Source organism: Acinetobacter sp. V91_7 (genome assembly GCF_031799075.1).
Classification (GTDB): domain Bacteria; phylum Pseudomonadota; class Gammaproteobacteria; order Pseudomonadales; family Moraxellaceae; genus Acinetobacter; species Acinetobacter calcoaceticus.
Window position 1 is genome coordinate 58,791 of sequence record NZ_JAVQNT010000043.1, and the last position, 23,373, is coordinate 82,163.

The 23,373-nt window shown below is 37.0% G+C and carries 22 protein-coding genes and 1 pseudogene; 18 read left to right on the forward strand and 5 right to left on the reverse strand.

Annotation, left to right across the window (positions count from 1 at the left end; translation table 11 throughout):
- The first annotated feature begins 245 nt into the window (after window positions 1-245).
- The 5 genes and pseudogenes from RMB03_RS15220 to RMB03_RS15235 all read left to right on the forward strand — a co-directional run bounded on the left by RMB03_RS15220 (window position 246) and on the right by RMB03_RS15235 (window position 4,123).
- A complete protein-coding gene (locus RMB03_RS15220) occupies window positions 246-794 on the forward strand; it encodes a TetR/AcrR family transcriptional regulator (RefSeq protein ID WP_311076799.1) in 549 nt (182 codons plus the stop codon).
- A 146-nt stretch (window positions 795-940) separates the two neighbouring features.
- Window positions 941-1,204, forward strand: coding sequence for a protein L (locus tag RMB03_RS15225; protein WP_311076800.1), 264 nt, complete (start codon window positions 941-943; stop codon window positions 1,202-1,204).
- Between the two features lie 100 nt (window positions 1,205-1,304).
- Window positions 1,305-1,796 (forward strand): annotated as a pseudogene (locus RMB03_RS21100) (AAA family ATPase); the annotation flags it as partial.
- Window positions 1,782-3,257 (forward strand): AAA family ATPase, encoded by a 1,476-nt coding sequence (locus RMB03_RS15230; RefSeq protein WP_409070625.1) that lies wholly within the window; start codon window positions 1,782-1,784, stop codon window positions 3,255-3,257. The pseudogene RMB03_RS21100 and the gene RMB03_RS15230, both read left to right, overlap by 15 nt.
- The gene (locus RMB03_RS15235; protein ID WP_311076802.1) at window positions 3,254-4,123 is read left to right on the forward strand and encodes an HNH endonuclease; all 870 of its coding nucleotides are present in this window, start codon (window positions 3,254-3,256) and stop codon (window positions 4,121-4,123) included. The genes RMB03_RS15230 and RMB03_RS15235 overlap by 4 nt, the downstream gene beginning before the upstream one ends.
- Window positions 4,124-4,159: 36 nt before the next feature.
- Here the strand turns inward: RMB03_RS15235 and RMB03_RS15240 are convergent, their stop codons facing one another.
- On the reverse strand, window positions 4,160-4,960 hold the full coding sequence (locus RMB03_RS15240; RefSeq protein WP_311076803.1) for a TIGR02391 family protein: 801 nt from the start codon (window positions 4,958-4,960) through the stop codon (window positions 4,160-4,162).
- Between the two features lie 182 nt (window positions 4,961-5,142).
- On the opposite strand from RMB03_RS15240, the gene RMB03_RS15245 reads away from it, so the two are divergent.
- On the forward strand, window positions 5,143-5,661 hold the full coding sequence (locus RMB03_RS15245) for a GNAT family N-acetyltransferase (RefSeq protein ID WP_311076805.1): 519 nt from the start codon (window positions 5,143-5,145) through the stop codon (window positions 5,659-5,661).
- A 61-nt stretch (window positions 5,662-5,722) separates the two neighbouring features.
- On the opposite strand, the gene RMB03_RS15250 is transcribed toward RMB03_RS15245, so the two are convergent.
- The 3 genes from RMB03_RS15250 to RMB03_RS15260 all read right to left on the reverse strand — a co-directional run bounded on the left by RMB03_RS15250 (window position 5,723) and on the right by RMB03_RS15260 (window position 8,126).
- On the reverse strand, window positions 5,723-6,493 hold the full coding sequence (locus RMB03_RS15250) for an IclR family transcriptional regulator (protein WP_311076807.1): 771 nt from the start codon (window positions 6,491-6,493) through the stop codon (window positions 5,723-5,725).
- A gap of 164 nt (window positions 6,494-6,657) precedes the next feature.
- Window positions 6,658-7,929: a citrate:proton symporter gene (locus RMB03_RS15255; RefSeq protein ID WP_311076808.1), complete on the reverse strand. Its 1,272-nt coding sequence runs from the start codon at window positions 7,927-7,929 to the stop codon at window positions 6,658-6,660.
- A gap of 44 nt (window positions 7,930-7,973) precedes the next feature.
- Window positions 7,974-8,126, reverse strand: a complete 153-nt coding sequence (locus RMB03_RS15260) for a hypothetical protein (RefSeq protein WP_171499140.1) — start codon at window positions 8,124-8,126, stop codon at window positions 7,974-7,976.
- Window positions 8,127-8,343: 217 nt separating this feature from the next.
- On the opposite strand from RMB03_RS15260, the gene RMB03_RS15265 reads away from it, so the two are divergent.
- Both RMB03_RS15265 and RMB03_RS15270 read left to right on the forward strand, forming a co-directional pair.
- Complete coding sequence (locus RMB03_RS15265; RefSeq protein ID WP_068527804.1) at window positions 8,344-9,282, forward strand: hydroxymethylglutaryl-CoA lyase; 939 nt, start codon at window positions 8,344-8,346, stop codon at window positions 9,280-9,282.
- A gap of 1 nt (window position 9,283) precedes the next feature.
- Window positions 9,284-10,477, forward strand: coding sequence for a CaiB/BaiF CoA-transferase family protein (locus RMB03_RS15270; RefSeq protein ID WP_311076810.1), 1,194 nt, complete (start codon window positions 9,284-9,286; stop codon window positions 10,475-10,477).
- Between the two features lie 214 nt (window positions 10,478-10,691).
- On the opposite strand, the gene adeT1 is transcribed toward RMB03_RS15270, so the two are convergent.
- Window positions 10,692-11,687, reverse strand: a complete 996-nt coding sequence (gene adeT1 / locus RMB03_RS15280; RefSeq protein WP_311076811.1) for a putative multidrug efflux protein AdeT1 — start codon at window positions 11,685-11,687, stop codon at window positions 10,692-10,694.
- Between the two features lie 342 nt (window positions 11,688-12,029).
- On the opposite strand from adeT1, the gene RMB03_RS15285 reads away from it, so the two are divergent.
- The 10 genes from RMB03_RS15285 to RMB03_RS15330 all read left to right on the forward strand — a co-directional run bounded on the left by RMB03_RS15285 (window position 12,030) and on the right by RMB03_RS15330 (window position 23,365).
- Window positions 12,030-13,655 carry an ABC transporter permease gene (locus tag RMB03_RS15285; protein WP_311076813.1) on the forward strand — a complete coding sequence of 542 codons (1,626 nt, stop codon included), beginning with the start codon at window positions 12,030-12,032 and terminating at the stop codon, window positions 13,653-13,655.
- A gap of 9 nt (window positions 13,656-13,664) precedes the next feature.
- A complete protein-coding gene (locus RMB03_RS15290; RefSeq protein WP_311076814.1) occupies window positions 13,665-14,480 on the forward strand; it encodes an ABC transporter ATP-binding protein in 816 nt (271 codons plus the stop codon).
- Between the two features lie 12 nt (window positions 14,481-14,492).
- Window positions 14,493-15,335 (forward strand): energy transducer TonB, encoded by an 843-nt coding sequence (locus tag RMB03_RS15295; protein WP_311076815.1) that lies wholly within the window; start codon window positions 14,493-14,495, stop codon window positions 15,333-15,335.
- A 37-nt stretch (window positions 15,336-15,372) separates the two neighbouring features.
- On the forward strand, window positions 15,373-16,110 hold the full coding sequence (locus tag RMB03_RS15300; protein ID WP_311076816.1) for a MotA/TolQ/ExbB proton channel family protein: 738 nt from the start codon (window positions 15,373-15,375) through the stop codon (window positions 16,108-16,110).
- Complete coding sequence (locus RMB03_RS15305) at window positions 16,110-16,517, forward strand: biopolymer transporter ExbD (protein ID WP_311076817.1); 408 nt, start codon at window positions 16,110-16,112, stop codon at window positions 16,515-16,517. Before RMB03_RS15300 ends, RMB03_RS15305 begins: the two co-directional genes overlap by 1 nt.
- Window positions 16,518-16,673: 156 nt before the next feature.
- Window positions 16,674-17,471 (forward strand): Crp/Fnr family transcriptional regulator, encoded by a 798-nt coding sequence (locus RMB03_RS15310; protein WP_005040595.1) that lies wholly within the window; start codon window positions 16,674-16,676, stop codon window positions 17,469-17,471.
- A 119-nt stretch (window positions 17,472-17,590) separates the two neighbouring features.
- A complete protein-coding gene (locus RMB03_RS15315; protein WP_311076818.1) occupies window positions 17,591-18,499 on the forward strand; it encodes a TauD/TfdA family dioxygenase in 909 nt (302 codons plus the stop codon).
- A 50-nt stretch (window positions 18,500-18,549) separates the two neighbouring features.
- Entirely contained in the window at window positions 18,550-19,617 is a 1,068-nt protein-coding gene (locus RMB03_RS15320; protein WP_311076819.1) for an ABC transporter substrate-binding protein, read from the forward strand.
- A gap of 128 nt (window positions 19,618-19,745) precedes the next feature.
- Window positions 19,746-21,941 carry a TonB-dependent receptor gene (locus RMB03_RS15325; protein WP_311077160.1) on the forward strand — a complete coding sequence of 732 codons (2,196 nt, stop codon included), beginning with the start codon at window positions 19,746-19,748 and terminating at the stop codon, window positions 21,939-21,941.
- A gap of 62 nt (window positions 21,942-22,003) precedes the next feature.
- Window positions 22,004-23,365, forward strand: a complete 1,362-nt coding sequence (locus tag RMB03_RS15330) for an LLM class flavin-dependent oxidoreductase (RefSeq protein WP_311076820.1) — start codon at window positions 22,004-22,006, stop codon at window positions 23,363-23,365.
- The last annotated feature ends 8 nt before the right edge of the window (window positions 23,366-23,373 follow it).

Here is a 23,373-nt window from a genome sequence, read left to right on the forward strand (position 1 = left end):
CACATTCATCATTTCTTAGCAACCATTGCCAAAAGCTATAACGATACAGCTTAAAACATTTAACGCAGCTTGATCGCCGTAAGGCTTTTTCAGGCTTTAGCTCGTTATTACTTAAAACTTAGACAATTAAAACTTGAGATGTGCTGCGCACAGTCTTTACGGCTTTGCTATGCCTTTTTTTCTCCCAAAGGCAGCGGTTTTTACATCTCATTTATATACAACAATAATTTTATAACGGTAAAAATATGGCACATTTAGTTCTCCCAACACGTGCATTAAAAGTCGTAGATAAAGCAATTGAGTTATTTCATTACAACGGATTTCATTTAGTCGGCATCGATAGACTTGTGAAAGAGTGTGAAGTTACCAAAGCGACTTTTTATAACTACTTTCATTCTAAAGAACGGTTGATCGAAATTTGCCTGATTGTGCAAAAAGAGCGCTTAAAAGAAAAAGTGGTTTCAGTGGTTGAATATGACCGCGACACAAACGTAATGGATAAACTCAAAAAGCTCTATCTTTTACATGCCGATTTAGACGGGCTGTATTACCTGTTATTTAAAGCCATTTTTGAAATAAAACTGACTCATCCAAAAGCCTACCAAACCGCCGTGCGATATAGAACATGGCTCACCAACGAAATATATAGCCAGCTTAGAGCACTTAACGCCGATGTTTTTTTTACCGATGCCAAACTCTTTCTATATATGATCGAAGGCGCCGTCATTCAGCGTTTAATTTTGGGTGAGATTGATGAAAGGGTATTGGAAGTGTTTTTGAAGGGGATGGGGTGAGGGGGAATTTTTATCTAATACGAAAGTTAAGTAACAGTTTTTTTATTAATAAGATATACTTATAAATATATCAAACAACTTAAATGATAATTATTTTAATTCATGTTGCTATAATTTATTTAGTAAATTTAAAAATGAGGAATTTTATGGCAGGTTATACAGATGCAACAAAAAAATTTTTATCTTCTTTAAATGGTAAAGGAAAATGGTGGGATAAAATATATTCTCCCGGTCATGAAGTACCTGTTTCTGGTATTTATAGATGTATAATATGTGAAAAAGAAATAGCATCTAATAAAGATGATTCATTTCCTCCACAAAATCACCATCAACATGCTAGTGGTGCGAGAATCTCTTGGCAATTAGTAATTCGAGCTGACACTAAAAATGAATGGAGTAAGGGGACTTAAAATACTAATCTATTTTAAAATAGAAGATGATAGTCCTCTCTTAAAATAGTTTTAACTATTTAATGAAAGTTTTTATTAGAAAATGGTAAATTGATAAATTATGAATAGCTTACAACTTCCTAAAAATATAAAATTAGAAATTCTAAAAATTTTAGCTAAACAAGAAGAAAGATTATTTAAAAAAATTGATGCTGTAAGTTTTTTTGATTTAATTTTAAATTTACGTACTTTGCCATCTACGGATGTAAGATACCAAGATGCAAAAGGTGATTTAACTAAACACTATATAAATAATGATGATTGGACATTGGAGGAGATATTTCTTGATAAATATAATTTTATTAATTCAGATATAAATTTTTCAAAATTACTTAATACTATAATTTCTTCTGCTGTTAATGAAACAGAGGATGAAATAAAGTATTTTTATCATACTATAAATCCTATTTTAAATAACTTCTCTATTGAATATCGACTAAAAGGTATTAGTGAAAATGGATTATCAATATTTGAAATAGATATCTTGGATATTAATAATAAGCTCAAAGATATTATTGATAATAAAATTCCTTTTTTTGTGAGTCGTGATTATAAGCCAAATTTTATTAATGGATTAAGTTCACAATACGAAATATATTTTCTCCTTACACCAAGTTCATGGGATGATTTTGGTAATAAAAATGAGTTTAACTTATCTTGCCAATTTAATGGTAAGTATCAAACTATAGGTCCTTTAAAAATAATTTCAAAATTTTCTAAAAGTACAACAATAAGCATATCTAATGATTTTAAAATGTTAAACAATGAATATTGCTCATTAGGTGAGAAAATTGATTATTATCATAATATTAAAAAACTATTTGGAGATCAATACTTATCGATCCTGAAAGCTCTTAATGACGTTGCCTTTTTTCCACAAATATGTGAAGAATTTGAAGATATTAATGATTTTAAAAACAGTCTGATAAGATATGATGAGCAGGAGCAGTTGATGCGCCAAGCTCGCTATATGGTTGATAATTATGATATGAGTAATCTTTACTCTTTTGAATATTTTTATCAACTAAGTTATTCAAAAGATATTGATCCTTTGAGAATACCTTTTTATTTTAAAGATAGGTCTACAATCCCAATGAGAATATATACTCTCATTGGAGAGAATGGGGTTGGTAAAACACAACTAATATCCAGACTTCCGATTGATATAGCAAATTCTAATATAAATGTTTTCCTACCTAAAATACCACTCTTTAGTAAAGTAATAGCTGTTTCTTATAGTGTTTTTGATGAGTTTACTATTCCTGAAAGTTCGTCAAAAATAAATTATGTCTATTGTGGGTTAAGACAGAAAAATAATGGTGAATATCATACTCTTAATAAAAAAGAATTAAATGAAAGATTTTTTAAATCAATTATGAAAGTTCAAAGTAGTAAAAGGTTTGAAAGTTGGTGTGAAATTAATGAAAAATTCTTTTCAGAAAACTTGGTTAAACAGTGGAAAACTTGGGATCTTTCAATTTTTGATTATAAATTAAATTTTGAAGAATTTAATAATTCTTTAAGAACATTTAGTTCTGGACAGGCAATTTTTATATATATCTTAACAGAAATATTAGCTAATATTCGGTATGATTCATTAATTATATTTGATGAACCAGAAACTCATTTACATCCAAATGCCATTTCTCAGCTTATAAATAGTATTCATTTATTAGTTAAAAAATTCCAATCATATTGTATTATTGCTACTCATTCACCAATAATTGTTCAAGGTATTTTGTCGAAAAATGTTTATGTAGTAAGGAATGAAAATAATGTTTTAAGTGCAAAACACCCTTCTATTGAAACATTTGGAGAAAATTTAACTAAAATAACTGATGATATTTTTGGAGCAAGGGACACGACATCTCAATTTAAAACTGAGTTAGAATTATTAATTAAACAGGGCTATTCTTTTGAACAAATTATCAATTTACTAAAATCAAATGACGTTCCTCTAAGTTTAAATCTTACTGTGTTGTTAAAGAGTATGTATGGTAGTGATTTAATATGATTAACCTAACTTCATATCAAAAATCTAGTGCAAGTTTTCTAACCTTAGTTATTAATTCAAAACGTAAAGGTAAGGACGAAACTCCTCCATATTATAAAGATAGAATCTTAAATTTATCACCAATTATACTCCAAGCGTATTCAATATATGATACAGCTTTTTTGTATAATAATTTACATACTGTCACTTCAAACATAAATTTTTCTGACAGTCAAAAATCTGATGTTTTAAAACTATATAAATATGATACTAGACCATTTACTATTTTGAAAAATGCTATTATCACGCGACCTAATAATTATGAGCTACATACCTGTCAATATTGTGCAATAAACAGCATAAATACTTTAGACCATATCATGCCCAAAGATAATTTCCCAGAGTTTGCTGTTCACCCTAAGAATCTTTTTCCTGCTTGTTCTCAGTGCAATAGTTATAAATCAACAAAATGGATGACGAATGGAGTATTTGAATTTTTAAACCCTTATCTGCACCTTTTACCCTCAGAGCAATTTTTATTTGCCAGTGTTAATTATTTAAATAATACTTTTGATGTTAGTTTTTACTTAAATAATCCAAACAATATAATCCCTTCATACTTATTTAATATTATTCAAAATCATTACAGAAATCTTCATCTTTTAGATAGATATCGGAAGGAATCATTTAAAATTATTTCTGAATTTGAAAATACAATTAGGGGAGCACTTACAGCACAAAGCCTTAATGATGCTCTTAATTGTGCTAGGATAACTGTACAATTGAACCAAGCACAATTTGGTTTTAATCATTTTGAAAATATTCTTAAGCTGGAATTATGTAACGGTATTGCATTTAGACAATATTGCCAAGCTATGGGTTACTGATTTTTCTTTAACCCTATTTCAAATCATTAAGTGAAGCTAGACTTTAGTTGTCATATCCAACTTTCGATGAACAAATGATATCAATGAAAAAATATCTAGCGCATCTTGTTCTGACATTTGCCATATAATTTTAGGGGCATGAGCAGTAGGATTCCTTACTGTTCCAAATAAGCCTATTAAAATATTACTAAAACCTTTCTGTTCGCTAATCTCTGTTTCAGTCTGTAAGTTATTTATTATTAAAAGAGGAGCTTTAACTGAAAAAACAGTATTTACTAATTCAGATCCATCAGTTCCAAGACCAGAAAGTTTTCTTATTCTTTCTGCAATACCCTTAATTGCTTCAAGTACAGCATGAAAATAATTGTCATTTAAAAGTTCAGCTTGACAATATTTAAAAATTTCAGGATGAGCTTTTCTATCTTCAAGTGCATGTTTCAAAGCATTCGCTCGAGCAAATGCACCTTTTAATGTGGCTTCTTTAGAAACTCTACGGACTTTACCATCATCACCTATATGAAAACCAGAAAATGAAAGAACAACATTTAGCTCATTTTTACGCCAAAGAAATTTATCTTTATCTCTTGAATAGCTAACAGGATTCAAAGCTCTTGTAATAAACATAATTAAATGGTTGCCGAATTGATGTTTATTTTGAGCTGCTGCCAATGCATTAAAAAGACGCTTCCATTTTGTCATATGTGGATCGGTATCTAACAATCGACAATCAGCGAGTATATAACCAATTTCAGAGCCAGTAAGCCCATTTTGTGTATCACCCAAGATCTTACAAGCAGCTTGAAGATGCTGAGCGTTAAATATTTCTATTCTTTCCATTTGTTTATTACTCTATGTCTATTTAAGCTCTTTACTGTTGAAGCTTAAAACTCAATCACATTTCTAAATAGTGTTTGTGTTTTAGAAATCATAATATTTATTTCATTATACCCATGCTAAATTCTAATTAAATATTACGAGCTATCATAGTAAATTTTATTCAAATAACTTCGAGAAAAAATATGAAAGACATTGAAATTTTAGAAATAAAAGAAATTGGCGATTATGAAGAAGACTTATCGTTATTGTTAGAAGACTCTATCAATAGCGGAGCTTCAATAGGTTTCCTGGCTCCGATAGAAAATAACGAAGTCTTAAATTATTGGCGTGAGGTCAACCATAAATTAGCACAAGGTAATAGCCGTCTATGGATTGCCATTCAACAAGGAAAAATTGTAGGTACTGTTCAATTGTCCTTGGTGAGTAAAAAGAACGGCGTTCACAGAGCTGAAGTTGAAAAACTCATGGTGCTTACATCGGCAAGAAAACAAGGAATAGCAATATTTCTAATGAATGAACTAGAAAAGTTTTCAAGAGAAAATGGTCTGCGCTTACTTGTCTTAGACACACGGGAAGGCGATGTTTCCGAACTTTTATATAGCAAAATTGGATTTGTTCGTGTGGGTGTAATTCCAAATTTTGCATTAAGTTCAAACGGGAACTATGACGGCACAGTGATTTATTATAAAAGGCTTGTTTGAAATTAGCTTGGAAATAATAGGCAGTTACTTTAAAAAAGAACTGCCTGAAATAAGAAAAATTTTAATTAGGCGCTTTTAAAAGTTTTAAAGCATCTTCTAAACCATAAATACTTCCTGCCAAATACTTTGACACTTGGATGCTGCACTCAAGTAAAAGAGAAGTATTTTCGGTAATTTTTTCTTGTGTTAAACGTTCCGAAGGCCCTGAAATGGTAAGCGCCCCTTGTAACTGTCTACCATTGCTAAATACAGGTACAGATAACGAAGAAGTCTCTGGGTCACGTTCTCCAAATGAACTTGCCCAAAATTGGTTTTGGATTTGCTCTAGATTTTCATCCACTTCAGTTTGAGAAAATGCACGAAGAATTTTACCAGAAGCCCCAACATTCACTGGGAAGGTATCTCCTTCAGAGATTGAAACTTTTACAGATCGAGCTGGTTCAATGCGAAACAAAACTACGCGCTTATCTTTATCTAAAATATAAAATGAAGAAGTTTCACCAGTTTCTTTGGTGATTCTTTCTAATACAGGGTAAAGCACATCTTTAATATTAAAAGAATTTTGATAAATTCTTGATAATTTTAAAGGAGTTATGCCTAGAGAAAATTGACCATCTTCATTTCTGACGACATAACCATGACGTTCTAATGAACTCAGTAATCTAAGAATAGTACTTTTATATAGCTTTGTACGGCGTGAAATTTCTGCGAGAGATAAGACAGGGCTATCTATATCAAAAGCATCTAAAATAAGTAATGCTCTATCTACGGCAGCTACACCTGAATTTTGCTTATCCATTTGGCTATCAGGATCTTGTGTTGATTTCGTCATACAAAAATATAAAAACTCAATTAAATTTAAGTGTTTTAGGAATAAATAAGTATAGCTGTAATTTAAAAGATGAAATAGATTTTTTAGTGAATGTCAGTATGCAGTGAGATAAAACATAGAAGAATATAAAAGTGCCTTCAAATATTGAAAGCACTTTTATTGATTTATATAAGTCCGATAACTAGAGCAGCAAGATACATCACTATGCAGGTTCCAGTACACCAGAGTATGGATGCCTTTTGATTTTCACCATAATCTACATTAGTTAAAGAACATAATAGATAAGTAGAGGCAACCATTGGGCTTAACAAGTGAATAGGTTGTCCGATTAAACTTGCGATAGCCATCTCATTCGAACTAATACCATAATGTGAAGCCGTTTCAGCAAGAATAGGTAAAATTCCAAAATAGAAAGCATCATTCGTCAAAATGTAGGTAAATGGCATACTGATAAAAGCAGTAATCGATGACAGATAAGATCCAGACGTTTCAGGAATAACTGAGATTAAATGCTGAGCAATAGCTTCAATCATGCCTGTACCTGTCATGATTCCTACAAAAATACCAGCAGCAAAGATCAGAGAAGACACTGCTAAAACGCTATCGGCATATTTTGCGACTAATTTTTTCTGTTCAGATAATTCAGGGAAGTTAACCACTAAACCGATACAGAATGCCAAAATGAACAGAGGAGCTAAAGGTAAATAACCTTTAATCATTGAAAAAACGAGAAGAATAGTAAGTATCAGGTTAAACCATGATTTCCAACTTTTCGTATTTGGTTCTTCATGTATAAGGTCGTCATCTGGCGTAATCTCATGAATGCCTAAGCGTTTTCTTTCTTTTAAGCCAAGATAAAAAGCGACAGATATTACCCAAATAAGACCAGCACACATTACTGGCAACATTTGTAAAAAGAGTCCAGTCGGATCGACTTTAAGTGCGCTCGCAGCTCTAGAAAATGGGCCAGCCCAAGGTAAAATATTCATTACCCCAATTGAAAGCAATAGAACAGTTGCCATGACTTGTGGTCGGATTCCAACTTTTTTGTACAAAGGCAATAATGCTGTTGCAACAATAATATAAGTCGTTGCACCGTCACCATCTAACCCGACACAAATTCCAAGAATACCTGTGCCCACAACAATCTTTAGCGGATCACCTTTAACGATTTTAATGATGAATTGAATGAGCGGATTAAAGAGACCAGCATCTGTCATCATGCAAAAATATAGAATTGCAAAGGTAATCATGATGCCAGTGGGAGCAAGTAACTTAATCCCATCAATCATCATGCTACTCATGTCTGCTACATGACCAGTCAGAAGAGCAAAAATTACTGGAATAAGTACTAAAGCTGTAAGCGCAGATAAGCGTTTCGACATTACCGCATACATAAATACAGCGATCATGCTGTAACTTAAAAAGACTAACATAAATCAATCCTTGATTTACTTAAGAAATAAACTTTAAGTAGAAATTAGTGTTGAAAAAACATCGGCTTACCAAAATTTTCTAATGGCATGATTCCATTTCTATAATCAGCAATAAAAATTCGACTCGATGAGATATCTCTATCAAACAAATTTCCATCTTTAGTGTGTAACTCTTTTAGGGAAACAAAAAGATTCATACATGCATCCTTATAGTTCTACTGTACAGAACGATGTTCTATTAATTATTATTTTTTAGCTAATTTAGAGTCATGTCAAGTGTTTTTAAAATTAATTGAATTTGTCATGGGGGGATAAAATTTTTAATTTGCATTAAAAATAGAACTATGTTCTATTAGATAGAACGCTTCTGCGTTGTATGTAAAAATATTCTTGTGCAATAGGAAATGTAAGCATATGAGCCATTCAAAGGACATCGATATATTGGTGAGTGAGGTTGGACCTCGCGATGGTTTGCAAAGTATTAAACAAACCATGCCAACCGATATGAAGAAAAAATGGATTTCAGCTTTAGCTCAAGCAGGATTAACTGAAATAGAAGTTGGATCTTTTGTATCTCCAAAATTGCTGCCACAAATGGCGGATTGCGGAGAGCTGGTTGAACACACTTTGACTTTAAAAGATGTATTCGTTACAGCTTTAGTCCCAAATCTAAAGGGTGCCGAAAATGCATTTAGAGCTGGGGTTCAAAAAATTACGATCCCTGTCTCAGTGAGTGAACCTCATTCACTCTCAAATATCCGTAAAACTCATGCTGAAGTTTATGAAGAAGTGAATTCAATCATTCAGCTGAGAAATGAAAAATATCCAGAAATATTAATAGAAGCAGGTCTATCAACAGTTTTTGGCTGCACGATTCAAGGTGTAGTTACGGAAAATGAAGTCCTAACGATGGCTCAACGAATGGCCCAATTAGGCGTAGATGAGATTGGTCTAGCAGATACGGTTGGATATGCAAATCCTGTCCAAGTCCGCAGTCTATTTAAAAAATTAAAACAGGAAGTAGGGAATTTAGCAGGTAGCGCACATTTCCATAATACACGTGGGCAAGGTCTGGCGAATGTTTTAGCCGCAATTGAAGTGGGTGTGACTACATTTGATGCCTCGCAAGGCGGCATTGGTGGTTGTCCATATGCACCTGGTGCATCAGGCAATATTGTCACTGAAGATTTAGTTTACCTGTTAGAAAGCATGGGATTACGTACCGGTATTGATATTGATCGACTTGTTGAAGCTCGCGAATGGTTAAAGCAAGGAATACCAGGAGAACCACTCTACGGATTTATTCCAGATGCAGGCGTAGGTAAAAATTTTAAATATGCAAAGGACCAATAACATGAAAGATGAAAAGAAACTCCCACTGGCTGGAATCCGAGTTTTAGAATTCGTACATATGGTTATGGGACCTGCATGTGGTTTACTTCTCGCAGACTTAGGTGCTGAAGTCATCAAGATTGAGCCATTGCCTCAAGGTGACAACACTCGCAGACTTATGGGGTCGGGTGCGGGTTACTGGATGACTTATAATCGCAATAAAAAAAGTTTGTCAGTTGATATTAAAAGTGAAAAAGGAATGTCACTTGTTAAGGACTTAATCAAAACTGCGGATGTTGTGATTGAAAACTTTAGACCCGGAGCGATGAAAAAACTAGGACTCGATTATGAAGGGGTTAAATCAATTAAGCCCGATATTATTTATGGTTCAATGAAAGGTTTTTTACCCGGTCCTTATGAACATCGGACAGCCTTGGATGAAGTCGTACAAATGATGACAGGGCTTGCGTATATGACTGGTCCTGTGGGACGTCCATTACGTGCTGGAGCATCTGTTAATGATGTGATGGGCGGAATGTTCTGTGCTTACTCAATCGTTGCAGCTTTATACCAACGTCAATTAACTGGCCAAGGTCAGCTTGTTGAAACTGGTTTATTCGAAAACTCTGCATTTTTGGTTGCACAGCACATGATGCAAAGAGCAGTTACAGATAAGCCTGTAGCTCCAATGCCAAATCGTGTTTCAGCTTGGGCAGTATATGATGTTTTCAACACTAAAAATAATGAACAAGTCTTTATTGGCGTAGTTACGGACTCGCAGTGGCTGGCTTTCTGTGATGCTTTCGGCTTAGAAGCCCTAAAAAATAATCCAGATTTTGCTCAAAATAACCAACGTGTAAAAGCACGTGAGCAAATCCATCCAATTATTCGTGAGACGCTTAGCCAATTAGACAAAACAAAAGTAATGGAACTATGTGAACAAGCTGGTTTACCTTTTTCACCGATCCAACGCCCAGAAGATTTATTTGAAGATATTCATTTAAATCAATCAGGTGGGATGGGGAAAGTAGTGCTAGAAAATGGTAAGCAAGTAAAGGTTCCTTTATTACCATTTACGATGGATGGTCAACGTTTCGGTGTACGTGAAAACGTGCCGGAAGTTGGTGAAGATACTATAGAGGTTCTTACTTCTTTAGGTTATGACCAAGCAAAAATCAAAGAACTTACTGATTCGCAAATTATTAAATCTAACTAATGCTTTTAAGCATAAGATTTTTAATATGTGCTCAATTTAGATAAATCTAACATTGCTGAAATGGGCTACGAACCATGTAGCCCATTTGCTTTTAATAACGAACTTGAATACCTCAAAACAAGATGCCCACATATTTTTGTTTGATATTAACAGGACAATGGTTCATTTTTTAGATCTGAACAAACCAGATGAACAGGAGAGATTGCTTAAGTACTTATTCATCATTTAACGCGCATTCAAAATTACTTGGATTTTCTTTACATCTCACTTTTTTCAAAAAGTTCATCATTTTAGGGTCGTAGATACCTGCCTTGGTTAGCTGTATTCGTGCCTCGCGCATCATTTTCATATAGTTTAATTGTTCATTTTTAGGAATATCCATCCAATATTTCGCGGGAATATCACTTTCATATTTAGCAATAATGCCAAAGGTTCTATTTAATTGGCTGGCTACCCAAGCCCGCGACTTTTGCCCAAAACCTGCTGGAAACTGATCTTTACGAATAATGAAGTTTGCCGAAATTTGAGTTAAAGGAAAACGAATGATTGCTCCTTTCTCACCTAGACCTTTGTGTAGCTCAAAAGGTTTAAATGCCACAATAGGAGCGGGCACAATATCAATTTCATGGTTATTAAACTTTGCACCGGCATTTGTGACGTCTACCGATACAGCCTGACCTCCAACATGTTGAACAAGCTTAGGTTGGGCTTCATCGTATTTAAATACCCCAATTTTTTTACCGGCAGCTTTAGCGAGCGTATTGATACTTCTATCATTTACAAATAAATATGCAGGGCCAATTGTGCCTAAACCTGCAATTTCGTAAGGACCTACAACCATGTTTTTTGCGGCCATTGGTGAGGACAACAGCTTATAGGCATTAATTGCTGTTTTCATATTTGTTAATGCGCCAACAGCATCTAAAGATCCTGTATATTTATTAAACTGACGCCCACGTAAGCCACTAATAATAGCGCCATCACATTTTCCAACTTTTAAATCTTCAGCCGCAACTCGTTCATCAACATATGCTTTTAAAGATATATCAGCTCCCCAATTTTTGGCCTCAAGTGCATAATCTTTGGCTAAAGCGAAAGCATCTCCCGATTTACCAATTGGGTCAAAAACACAGACGGCTTGTTGTTTTGCATAAAGAGTTGTTGTTAAACATGTACTTGTAATAAATAAAATAATTTTAAAACGATCCATATTTAGTTATCCATTATTTAAATTATAAAATTTATTTTATAAATCTTGGTTAGATTAGATATGACATTTAAACAAAAATTTTAAGGGAAAAAGTCAAAAGACAGCTTTATCTAGGTGGTTTTCTAAATACCTTATCTTTATCTCATATTTATAAATAAAAATATTTTCTGATCTTTGTACCTGTGTAGACAGTTAAACAAAACATCTCTCTTTACACTCATCCAGAGCATAACACCACAGGTGATCACAACACGTCTCACATCAGAACTGAATGCCGTGAACAGATGATCATCAGGTATACGTTTAGTTAAACATTCTAAGAGTTCAATAAAAGCAGAATGTATGGATATGTATCGAGATATGAAAGAAATAATTTCGCAAAAAAACTCATCCGGCATTGTCTGGAAGAATACCAAGAAACAATGGTTAATTTCTGTTGGGTATTTTAACTCGCTTGCGATCTATTGGATTGTACCTCTTTGTTTATTCTTACTTTGGTGGATCGCGTCAAACGAACAATGGATGCCTGCTCAAATTTTACCTACCCCAAAAGACACGTGGAATTCTTTTGTTGAAATCTCATCTCAAGATCTATGGTCACAGCTTGCGATCAGTCTTGAGCGCTTTGGTCTTGGTTTATTTTCAGGCGTGCTAGGCGGCGTATTTCTGGGTGTTTTACTTGGCTATAGCCGTATTGCAGAACAATACCTATCGGCAACGTTTTATGCGTTGGTGATTATCCCAACATTGGCTTGGTTGCCTCTGCTAATGATCTGGCTGGGCATCGAAAATAGTTTAAAAATTTTCATAATCTTCAAAGCTACGATGGTGCCGATTGCCTTACATACTCAGGCAGGGGTACGTGATATTCAACCCAAGCTCAAAGAAATGGCAGCAATTTTACAGTTTAATCGTCTAACGCTACTCACAAAACTTGTACTGCCAGCAACACTTCCATATTTCTTTACGGGTTTAAGACTAGCTGTTGCAGCAGGTTGGACAAGCCTGATTGCTGTTGAGTTGTTGGCTTCATCGGAAGGTATTGGATATTTGATGGTGACAGGCCGTCAGCTATTTCAGCTCGATATCGTCTTTGTCACGATTTTTGTGATCGCGTCTGTGGGAATTATTTTCGATTTCATCCTACATCGAATTGAACGTAAGTTTGTGTTCTGGCCACATGCTGCTTTAAGTGCTCATGCTTTTCACAAAAAAAGCCGCACCGATGTTTTCAAGTCATGGGTTTTGCCTTTGAGTTTAATAGCGCTTTGGGCAATGAGCAGTGGGTTTGACTTAATTTCGAGTCAAATTTTACCTGCGCCATGGGCAGTATTAAAGGCACTGTGGTTAGGCATTCAAGATTTTTCACTCACCACTGCCATGTATTACAGCCTTTATCGCGCAATCTTGGGATTACTTATTGGTGGGTTAATTGGTGCTTCAGTAGGAATTGTGGTGGGGCTATTTAAACAGATTGAAAATCTATTGGCACCCACACTCAACACATTACGTCTAATCGCTATTTTTGCTTGGATTCCACTACTGACAGCTTGGTTCGGACTCGAAGATTTATCAAAAATTGTTTTCATTTCAATAGCGACATTTTTTCCTATGTTTATTGCGACATGGAAAGGCATGTCCAGCATTCCAATGCAGCTCGTTGAAGTCTCAAGCACCTTAAGAATGACATTGCTTCAACGCTTAACGCTTTTGATTTTACCTAGCATTGCACCTTCAATGTTCGCTGGGTTTCGACTGGCATTACTTTATTCGTGGATGGCATCTTTTGGAGCTGAATACTTGATGGGCTCTGGAATTGGCATAGGTAGCTATATGATGGCAGCACAGCAAAACTTTGAAATGGAGCGTGTAATAGCAGCAACCGTTTTAGTCGCTGGTTTGGGCGCGATTCTGGCATGGCTGGGCAAAATAACTGAAAACTACGCAACATCTTGGCGAAAAAATTGAGGTCAGACCATGACGATTACCCTTAATACAAATACCGAAAAACATCACCATTCATTTCAATCTAATGCTCAAACACGTGTGGCATTTCACCATGTTCATAAGTCTTTTGTTGTTAATCAACAACCTGTCAAAGTCATTCATGACTTTAATCTAGAAATTAAAGAGGGAGAGTTTATTGCGATTGTGGGTAGCAGTGGTTGCGGTAAATCTACGCTCTTACGTCTTTTGGCTGGACTTGATCAAGATTTTGATGGTCGGATTTTAATTGATGGTGCCGATGTAAGCGGGATTGGCGGCGATCGAGCGGTAGTCTTTCAAGAACATCGCTTATTTCCTTGGCTTACCGTTGAGCAAAACATTGAGCTGGGTTTATTAAATGAAGCATTAACTGCACGTGATAAAGATATTCTGGTCCAGAAAGCAATTGAATTGATTGGATTAAATGGCTTTGAAAAGGCATATCCACATCAACTATCTGGTGGGATGTCTCAACGTGTAGCCATTGCACGTAGTCTTGTTGTGCAGCCGCGTATTTTTCTGTTAGACGAACCGTTTGGTGCCTTGGACGCGTTAACACGGCATCAAATGCAAAATGAATTGCTACGCATTCAATCTCAACAAAAAATGACCACTGTTTTTATTACGCATGATGTGGAAGAGGCTGTCACTTTGGCAGATCGTGTGGTGATTTTAAAACCCAAACCTGGTCGTGTTGAACAGATTATTCCCGTCAACTTGCCACGTCCTCGAAATCGTTCAAGTTTTGAATTGCATCAATTAAAAGAACAGATTTTTCGGATTTTGACCGAAGACAAAATTGGTTAATAGGAGTTATTGATGAGTGAATTTAGTCAAGGCTCGATCAAAAAAGCATTTTTATTTGAGCAATTATCCAATCAGGTCACCCATACAACGATGGTTAATGATCCTTTTAGACATAACGTAGATGTTGGAAATGATCCTGCTGGGCCAAAAAAGAATGCTTTGGCAATCGCGATTGTGGCCGTTGCTGCGGCACATTTGGGAATCTGGTATATCGCCAAACAACTTCCTACGCCTCAGCTTGATGTTAAAACACCTGATCCTGTAGTGATAGAGATTGTTAAACCACCTGAACCACCCAAGGTGATTGAACCTAAAATCCCTCCAGTGGTGCAAAAGCCAAAGATTCCGCCTGTTAGCCAAAAACCTCAGCGTGTACAAAAGCAGATAGAGCCACCAAAACCAGTACAGAAACACGTTGAGCAGCCTAAACCTGTTGAACCGCATAAGGCAGTAGAACAACCACGACCTGTAGCAGAACCCTTAAGTAAAAATGTGGTGGCGGCTCCTGTTCAGCAACCAGTTTCAAAACCCGCTGAAGCACCTGCTAAAGCTGCTGATGACAACTTACCTGTTACAGAAGCAAAAGGCTATGCGGGTTATTTGAGTAATCCTGCACCTGAATATCCTGAACAGGCTCTTGATCGAGGTTGGGAAGGTTCAGTTATCTTGAGGGTGAAAGTCTTGCCAAATGGTAGTCCCGATAGCGTGACAGTCAAACAGAGTAGCGGCAAAAAAATACTCGATAGTGCGGCGATTAGAACCGTAAAACAATGGAAATTCTCACCCGCCTTAAAAGGAAAAACACCAGTTGAAGGTTGGGTCGATGTTCCAATTCACTATCAACTCCCGAAATAATTTTTTAACTTAATATTGATCTATAAGGAATTTTAACATGAGTGATATCAACTCCCTGATCCACGATGGGACTATCTGGTTATTGGTTACTTTTTCAATTGTGACGTGGGGTTTGATTGTCATTAAACTGGTTCAGACCCAAAAAGCCAACCGCCAAAGTAGAGCCTTTGCCGAAGAGTTCTGGAGTGCCAAAAATCTTCAAGATGCCATTCAGAAATCGGAAACAGGACAAGGGCCAGTGGCACGTATTGCACATACCGGTTTTAAAACACTTGCTGATGCAGACGATGATACGCATCAAGATTTGCAACATAGCTGGAGCCGTCAAGATTTACTCGAGCGCCATTTACGTAAACAAATTTTGTCAGAACGTCGCCAGCTAGAAAAAGGCTCTGCCTTGCTCGCATCGATTGGTAATAATGCACCTTTCATTGGGCTCTTTGGTACAGTCTTTGGGATTATCCATGCTTTACAGGCGATTGCACATTCAGGTAATGCCAGTATGGATGTCGTTGCAGGGCCGATTGGTGAAGCGCTAGTTGCAACAGGCATCGGGATTGCAGTGGCTGTTCCAGCGGTACTGGCATACAACTATTTTGTGCGTAAAGTAAAAACTATTGGCGCAGAACTGGATGACTTTGCGACCGATTTTGTGAGCCTAAATCAGAAATCAGGTTTCCAGCTTAAGACAGTCAAGGCGAAAACAACAAATACCATCACTCCAGCCACTAGCGAGTTAAGTCATACTCAAAATAAAAACAAGGTATATGCATAATGGCAATTTCAACATCGGAACAAGATGATGTGGTTAGCGAGATCAACATTACCCCTTTAGTGGATGTGATGTTGGTTCTGTTGATTGTTTTTATCGTTACGGCGCCCTTACTGACAAACACTGTTAAGGTGAACTTACCAAAAGCTGCACCGACGCAGGTGACAGATCAAACTAAGGCGGTGGTCATCAGCGTTAATCCCAAAGGGGAAATTTATCTAGATAAAGATAAAATCACTCTTGAACACTTTGAACAGGCTATTCAAACGCGTAAGGCAGCCAATCCTAAACTGGCACTGAACCTGAATGCAGATGAGACAGTTCCTTATGGTACGGTTGCCAAGTTACTGGCCAGCATAGAACGGGTAGGTGTTGATAAACTATCAGTGATTACATCGCCTAAGTCTTAAGTTCTCTTAAAAGAAATAGGAAGAAAGAAAATCAAGATCCAAATTTGAGATCTTGATTTTCATATAATTGTTTAATCTAAATTTATATTAAACTTGAATTTCACGATGAGGTTGTATGGTCTATTTTAGAGCTTCAATTTGATGGTGAGATAGCGAATGACAACACTTGTTTATAACGAGACAAAAAGAAATAACTATGAGCATTTTTTAGATTTATTAGATCAAACTCATGTTAATCGTTATCAAGATTTCAACATTACTTTTGAATATAAAAAACTGGCAGAACAAATGCTGTCAGAATGTGAATTTATGGATGCATGTTCGCTTGAAGAAAAGCAGAACTTATTTAATGAAATTAAGATAAAGCATCTTTATCAAGGACAAGTGCTCTATTCGAGAAATCAAAACTGTCGTGAACTCATTATTGTTTTAAGTGGTGTGCTCAAGTTAGGTTGGAATTCGTACGATGGAAAATATCTTATTCATCGTTTTATTCCGACAGGTGCACTCTTAAATATTGTCTATCTTATCTCTGAATCTGCGCTAGAGCATGAATATATTGCACATGAAGCAACTGTGATAGCAACCATTCCTGAACATATCTTTAAGCACACCATACAGCACAATTCGCGCATGCTATATCAGGTTTTAAAATTGGTATGCCAGAGAACACGTCTTTTAGACAATGATATCTATCACACTTCTACGCAACCTTTAAAAGTACAAATTGCCCGACAGCTCATTTATTTAATCGAATTTTTTTCTACTCAAACTCAAAAAGGCATCGAAGTTTTATTAAAACTATCACAAGAAAATTTGGCTGAACTTTTAAAAATATCGAGACAAAGTATAAGAAAGGAAATTCAGTGGTTTGTTGAAGAAGGCATTATAGAAACAAAATACAATCATATCTCTGTCAAAGACATCGACAAATTAAAAGCCTTACTGCGGTAAATAGATTATGACGAATTATGAATAATTTTTCATAAATGAAGAAATGCTATGTAATTTTTGTTGCAGAATTTAAAAGGGGTAATTTCTAAACTCATATCATCAATGATGAGAACGATGATATGGCAGATTTATTAATAAAAAAACCAGTGAATGAGTTAATCGATGTGATCCCTTTAACTGGTCGTATCGGTGCACAAATTAATGGTATTGAATTATCTTCAAAACTTAATGCTGAGGTTTTGAATCAAATCAGGCAATCATTGCTTGAACACAAAGTTATTTTTTTCCGTAATCAGGAACATTTAACCGATCAAGAGCAAGAAAAGTTTGCAGAATTGCTTGGGCAACCTATTTCTCATCCTACTGTTCCTGTGGCAGAGGGTTCGACTTATATATTTGAGCTTGATTCGCGTCATGACGGTCGTGCAGACGTTTGGCATACCGATGTCACCTTTGTTTCAAATTATCCAAAAATCAGCATTTTAAGAGCGGTAACTACCCCCAATCGAGGGGGCGATACCACATGGGCAAATACAGAAGCAGCCTATGATGAATTGCCTGAGCCACTAAAGCTCCTTGCCAATCAGCTCCGTGCGATTCACACCAATGATTTTGATTATGGTGGTTTTCGTCCCTCAGCGAGTGATGAGGTCGTAAAACGCCATCAAAAAATCTTTGCTTCAACTGTCTATGAGGCTGAACACCCATTGGTCAGAGTACACCCTGAAACAGGTAAGCGAACTTTAATTTTAGGCCAATTTTTTAAACGTTTTATAGGTCTGACTGCTAAAGAGTCCAACAAGCTGTTTGAAATTTTTCAAGATCGTATTACCAAACCAGAAAACACGATTCGCTGGACGTGGAAGAACGGAGATGTCGCTATTTGGGACAACCGCGCCACTCAACATTTAGCTGTCAATGATTACGGTAATGCATTGCGTATTATGCGACGTGTGACGTTAGCAGGTGATGTTCCAGTTGATATCGATGGCAAAGCGAGTAAGCAAATTAAGCCATCTACTTCATAAGTGTCTAAATAATACGACGCCGATTTATTAATAAAAATGTGGAAATGATAATGAAACCATCAATTTTTAAAAAATTGATCTTGCTGAGCTTATTGGCTTATGGACATGCCAGTTATGCTGAAAGCCTTAAAACAATCCGAATTGGTTCTCCCGATTTAACTGCTGGTCAGAAACACGCGGGTGGTGGAGTTGTTGATGTGCTTTACAACAAAAAATGGCTCGAGCAAGAACTTGCAAAAAAAAATGTCAAAGTGGAATGGCATTTCTTTAAAGGTGCTGGGCCAGCCATTAATGAAGCATTGGCCAACAATCAACTGGATTTCGCCTTTTTAGGTGATTTACCTCCGATCATTGGTAAAGCCAATGGATTAGATACCCAATTACTTGTTCCAACGGCACGTGGGATTACCAATTATCTGGCGGTAAGATCTGATCTCTCGATCAAAAATTTTGCTGAATTAAAAGGAAAACGCGTTGGTTTGTTACGTGGCACAGCAGATGAATTGTCATTTGTGAGTGCATTGAACAGCCAAGGTTTAAAGCTCAGCGATGTGCGAGTGGTCAATTTAGACTTTAACGCCGTCAACGCAGCTTTGGCCGCAAAAAAAATTGATGCGTCATGGGGACCTTCTCGATTTTTTGCGTTACGTGACAAACACATCGTTAACTTGCCTATAAGTAGTCGTCAGTTAAATGGTGCAGGATCTACTCAAGGTGTGTTTTTAGGTCGTCAATCGTTTATTCGACAACATCCAAATGAAACACAACAAGTTGTGACTCAGGTTGTAAAAGGACTGAACTGGCTCTCAAATGAGCAAAATCGCGTACCACAAGTCGCACTCTTTTTTACCCAATCTGGCTATCCAGCATCTATATATGCTCAGGAACTCAATGGTGTAAATCTGAAGTTTTTATATTCACCGTTATTTGATGGTTATTACACCCAACAATTGCAGCAAAAAATCACTTTGGCTACGCAACAAGGGTTAATACGCAAAAATATTGACGTCAAAAGCTGGATTAACCCGTCATTTGTAAATCAAGCACTTGAACAATCAAATTTAAAGACCTACTGGAAACCAACTCAGCAGTACGAATATTTGAAATCAGTGAAATAAGCACCGTCTTTTAAAACTTAATTATGGGGTAAATAATGTCGATACATTCGAAAAATGTAGCGCGTGATCCGTTCACGTCAGCAACTAAACAAAAAATTTTAAATTTAAGTCTGCTTTCGCTGAGTATCTTGTCTGTTTGGGGGCAAGCTCATGCAGAAACAGTCTCAAATACCGCACATTCTTCAGAGGATGTGGCTCAGTTAGAAACCGTTGTAGTAACAGCAACACGCCGTGAAGAATCACTCCAAAAAGTACCTGTTGCTGTTTCAGTCATTAGTGGAAAAGAACTCGATAAGCAACAGCGAAACTCACTTGAAACATTGGTAACACAAGTACCGAGTGTTAACTTTCGGGCTGGAGCCTCAAATAAAGATACGTCCTTGTTTGTTCGCGGTATTGGAACAGTTACCACTTCACCCGGTGTTGAACCTTCAGTCTCAACAGTGATAGATGGTGTTGTTTACAGCCGACCAGGGCAAGCAACACTTGATTTGTTAGATGTGGATCGTATTGAAGTCCTACGTGGCCCCCAAGGAACACTTTTTGGTAAAAATGCATCGGCAGGTGTAGTCAATATTGTCACCAAAAATCCAACCGCTGAAACGTCTGGTTATATTGATGCCTATGCCACTAGTGATAGTGAACAACGAATTAAACTAGGAGCATCTGGTACATTAATTCCTGAAAAATTAACTGCCAATGTTTCGGCGTTATTAGGTAATTTTGATGGCAATGTAGAAAATCTCACAACAAATGAAGACGTCAACGGCTATAAAAATTATGGTTTTAGAACCAAATTTGAATATACGCCTACCGATAGTCTAGTGTTGGGCTTTACTGCCGATTACCTGCATAAAAAAGGAAGTGCTCCGACAGGCATTGTGGTTAAAAATACCGATGCCAACTATGCAGCAGCATTATCGCCTGTTGTGGCATCTCCAACCAATCGAAGTACGGTTGAAAATAATCAAGCCTCGACTGATGATACCAATCAGGGTGTAGCACTCACCGCAGACTGGACATTAAACAATCATCAACTATCATCAATTACAGCCTTTCGCCAATGGAAAAACACACAGATTGGTGACAGTGATCAGCTTGCAGCACCGACACCAAATTTTGCCGGAATTGCTGATTTAGGGCATGTTAACAGTAAGCAATTCTCTCAAGAAATTAGAATTAAACCGCTCGATCATGGTTTTTTTGATTATGTCGCGGGTCTATATTTTTCAAAGAACAAAAACGATGAGACTTATCAACGTGAGTCAACTTGGTACAACAACGCCTCTAATGCCTATGTCGTAGATTTTGGTAAGGCAATCTATAACACAGACAGCACCAACTATGCTGCATTTGGCGAAGGTACCTTTCATTTCACTAATCGATTGAGATGGATTGCGGGTTTACGTGTTACTCGAGATGAGTTGTCTTATGATCATAGCCGAGTTTCAACTGTTCCAAGCAGTGTAGGTGTCCGAAATGCGATTCGTTCTTCATTTAGCAGTGATGGATCGACCAGTGAAACCGGAGTTTCAGGCCGCATTGGACCTCAATATGACTTTACACCGAATATATTGGGCTATTTTACCTATTCGCGAGGTTATAAAGGGCCTGCATATAACGTTTATTTTAATATGCAGCAAAATGATACGCCTGTGATTGACCCCGAAACGGCTAACTCTTATGAACTTGGTCTCAAATCTCAATGGTTGAATAATCGTCTGCGTGTCAATGTGGCGCTATTTAACACTGATTATGATAACTATCAGGCAAATTTTAGAACTCTCGACCCAAATGGTTTCCCAATAACCCGCTTGGTTAATGCAGGAAGTGTCTCTACCTATGGTGCTGAAATTGACTCGGTATATAAGATCAATCCAAATTGGGCACTAAACTTTTCAGGTGCCTATACACATGCACGAATTGATGACTTCAAATGTCCAGCTGCCGATACTTCATGCCCAAATGTAAATGGTAAACCGCTGCCATTTTCTCCGGACTGGAAATTTAATACGCAGCTCGATCGCTATTTTACTCTGGCAAATAACAAGCAAATTGAACTTTCAACCCAATATGCATGGCAGAGCAAAGTGCAGTTCAGTCTCGACCAAAACCAAAACACCATTCAGGGTGCATATGGGCTTTTGAACGCGAGCATTGCTTTGGCTGATACCGCCTCTGACTGGCGATTAGCATTGAATGTACGAAATATAACGGATAAATCATATGCAACCTTGCTGAGCACAAATGGTAGCCGTATTAATCGTCAAGTCCCTAGAGATGATGAACGCTATTTTGGTATTTCATTTCGTAAAAATTTCTAAAAAGTATGTCTAGTACGCCTCGTTTGTTTCGAGGTGTACACCCATCAATTGGACTGATTAAAATGAGTAATCCTTTAAAACCTGTAAGGTCATCTCAGGTTCAACATTCGTCTACAAGAAAGCTTCACCTTAATTTATTTTTAGACGGTTATGGCCATCATTTGGCCAGTTGGAGGCATCCAGCGAGTGAATTAAACCTAAGCCCCTATGAACGCTACTTAAGTGCAGCAAAAATAGCTGAAGAAGGGAAATTTGATGCCATTTTTTTTGCCGATAGTTTGGCTGTTGATCCAGCAACTGCGACCTCAGGCAAAATTCGTGGTAACGAGATTGAACCTCTCACATTACTTTCGGCAATTGCGACACAAACCCGTCATATTGGACTCATTGGAACAGCCACAACAACCTACAATGAGCCCTATCATCTCGCAAGAAAGTTTGCCTCTTTAGACCAGATTTCTGCTGGACGTGCAGGCTGGAACCTCGTCACCACCGATTTTGCACTTGAAGCGAAAAATTTCAGCACAAAGGAACATGTCAAACATCAAGACCGCTATGCACGTGCTGAAGAATTTCACGATGTCGTGAAAGGACTTTGGAATAGTTGGGATGAGGATGCAGCTGTTCATGATAAAGCCAGAGGTATTTTCTTTAATCCAGATAAGGTACATACGCTTAATCATTGCGGTGATATTTTTCAGGTAAAAGGTCCACTCAATATTAGCCCAAGCCCACAGTCTCACCCTGTGGTGGTTCAGGCAGGTAGTTCCGAACGAGGTAAAAATCTCGCAGCTCGTACGGCAGATGTCATTTTTACTGCCCAATCCAACTTGGCAGCTGCACAGCAGTTTTATAGTGATGTAAAGAAACGTCTTGAAGACTTTGATCGCCAAGAGCATGAGTTAGTGGTAATGCCCGGTGTATATGTGCTTGTTGCTCATACGAATGAAGATGCTAAGAAGCAGCAACAGCTTTTGGATGAACTCGTTGATGATGACATTGGTCTTGGGCTTTTAGGCAGAATGCTGGGTAATTTTGATTTAAGCGGTGTTGATGTGAAGCAGCCCTTAGCTTCATTAGATTTATCCGAGACACAAACGGGACAGCAAAGTCGTCAGCAATTGATTCAGGCACTCGGGCAAGAGCAGGGTCTAACCATTAAGCAGCTCTACCAACGTATTGCATCAGGACGTGGGCATTTTTGTTTGGTTGGAACGCCAGAATATATCGCCGATCAGCTTGAAGAGTGGTTCGTCAGTGGTGCAGCAGACGGATTTAATATTATGCCTGCCGTCATCTCAAATGGGATTAGAGACTTTGTTGATCTGGTTATTCCAATCCTTCAACAGCGCAATTTATTCCGCAAAGAATACGAAGGTCAAACATTAAGACAAAACCTCGGCCTCTTGGCTGCTGCCGAATAAAAGGACAA

Coding starts and splice junctions, on each gene's coding strand:
- RMB03_RS15220 (WP_311076799.1), top strand. CDS start 246: ATGGCACATTTAGTTCTCCCAACACGTGCATTAAAAGTCGTAGATAAA.
- RMB03_RS15225 (WP_311076800.1), top strand. CDS start 941: ATGGCAGGTTATACAGATGCAACAAAAAAATTTTTATCTTCTTTAAAT.
- RMB03_RS15235 (WP_311076802.1), top strand. CDS start 3,254: ATGATTAACCTAACTTCATATCAAAAATCTAGTGCAAGTTTTCTAACC.
- RMB03_RS15240 (WP_311076803.1), bottom strand. CDS start 4,960: ATGGAAAGAATAGAAATATTTAACGCTCAGCATCTTCAAGCTGCTTGT.
- RMB03_RS15245 (WP_311076805.1), top strand. CDS start 5,143: ATGAAAGACATTGAAATTTTAGAAATAAAAGAAATTGGCGATTATGAA.
- RMB03_RS15250 (WP_311076807.1), bottom strand. CDS start 6,493: ATGACGAAATCAACACAAGATCCTGATAGCCAAATGGATAAGCAAAAT.
- RMB03_RS15255 (WP_311076808.1), bottom strand. CDS start 7,929: ATGTTAGTCTTTTTAAGTTACAGCATGATCGCTGTATTTATGTATGCG.
- RMB03_RS15260 (WP_171499140.1), bottom strand. CDS start 8,126: ATGAATCTTTTTGTTTCCCTAAAAGAGTTACACACTAAAGATGGAAAT.
- RMB03_RS15265 (WP_068527804.1), top strand. CDS start 8,344: ATGAGCCATTCAAAGGACATCGATATATTGGTGAGTGAGGTTGGACCT.
- RMB03_RS15270 (WP_311076810.1), top strand. CDS start 9,284: ATGAAAGATGAAAAGAAACTCCCACTGGCTGGAATCCGAGTTTTAGAA.
- adeT1 (WP_311076811.1), bottom strand. CDS start 11,687: ATGGATCGTTTTAAAATTATTTTATTTATTACAAGTACATGTTTAACA.
- RMB03_RS15285 (WP_311076813.1), top strand. CDS start 12,030: ATGGATATGTATCGAGATATGAAAGAAATAATTTCGCAAAAAAACTCA.
- RMB03_RS15290 (WP_311076814.1), top strand. CDS start 13,665: ATGACGATTACCCTTAATACAAATACCGAAAAACATCACCATTCATTT.
- RMB03_RS15295 (WP_311076815.1), top strand. CDS start 14,493: ATGAGTGAATTTAGTCAAGGCTCGATCAAAAAAGCATTTTTATTTGAG.
- RMB03_RS15300 (WP_311076816.1), top strand. CDS start 15,373: ATGAGTGATATCAACTCCCTGATCCACGATGGGACTATCTGGTTATTG.
- RMB03_RS15305 (WP_311076817.1), top strand. CDS start 16,110: ATGGCAATTTCAACATCGGAACAAGATGATGTGGTTAGCGAGATCAAC.
- RMB03_RS15310 (WP_005040595.1), top strand. CDS start 16,674: ATGACAACACTTGTTTATAACGAGACAAAAAGAAATAACTATGAGCAT.
- RMB03_RS15315 (WP_311076818.1), top strand. CDS start 17,591: ATGGCAGATTTATTAATAAAAAAACCAGTGAATGAGTTAATCGATGTG.
- RMB03_RS15320 (WP_311076819.1), top strand. CDS start 18,550: ATGAAACCATCAATTTTTAAAAAATTGATCTTGCTGAGCTTATTGGCT.
- RMB03_RS15330 (WP_311076820.1), top strand. CDS start 22,004: ATGAGTAATCCTTTAAAACCTGTAAGGTCATCTCAGGTTCAACATTCG.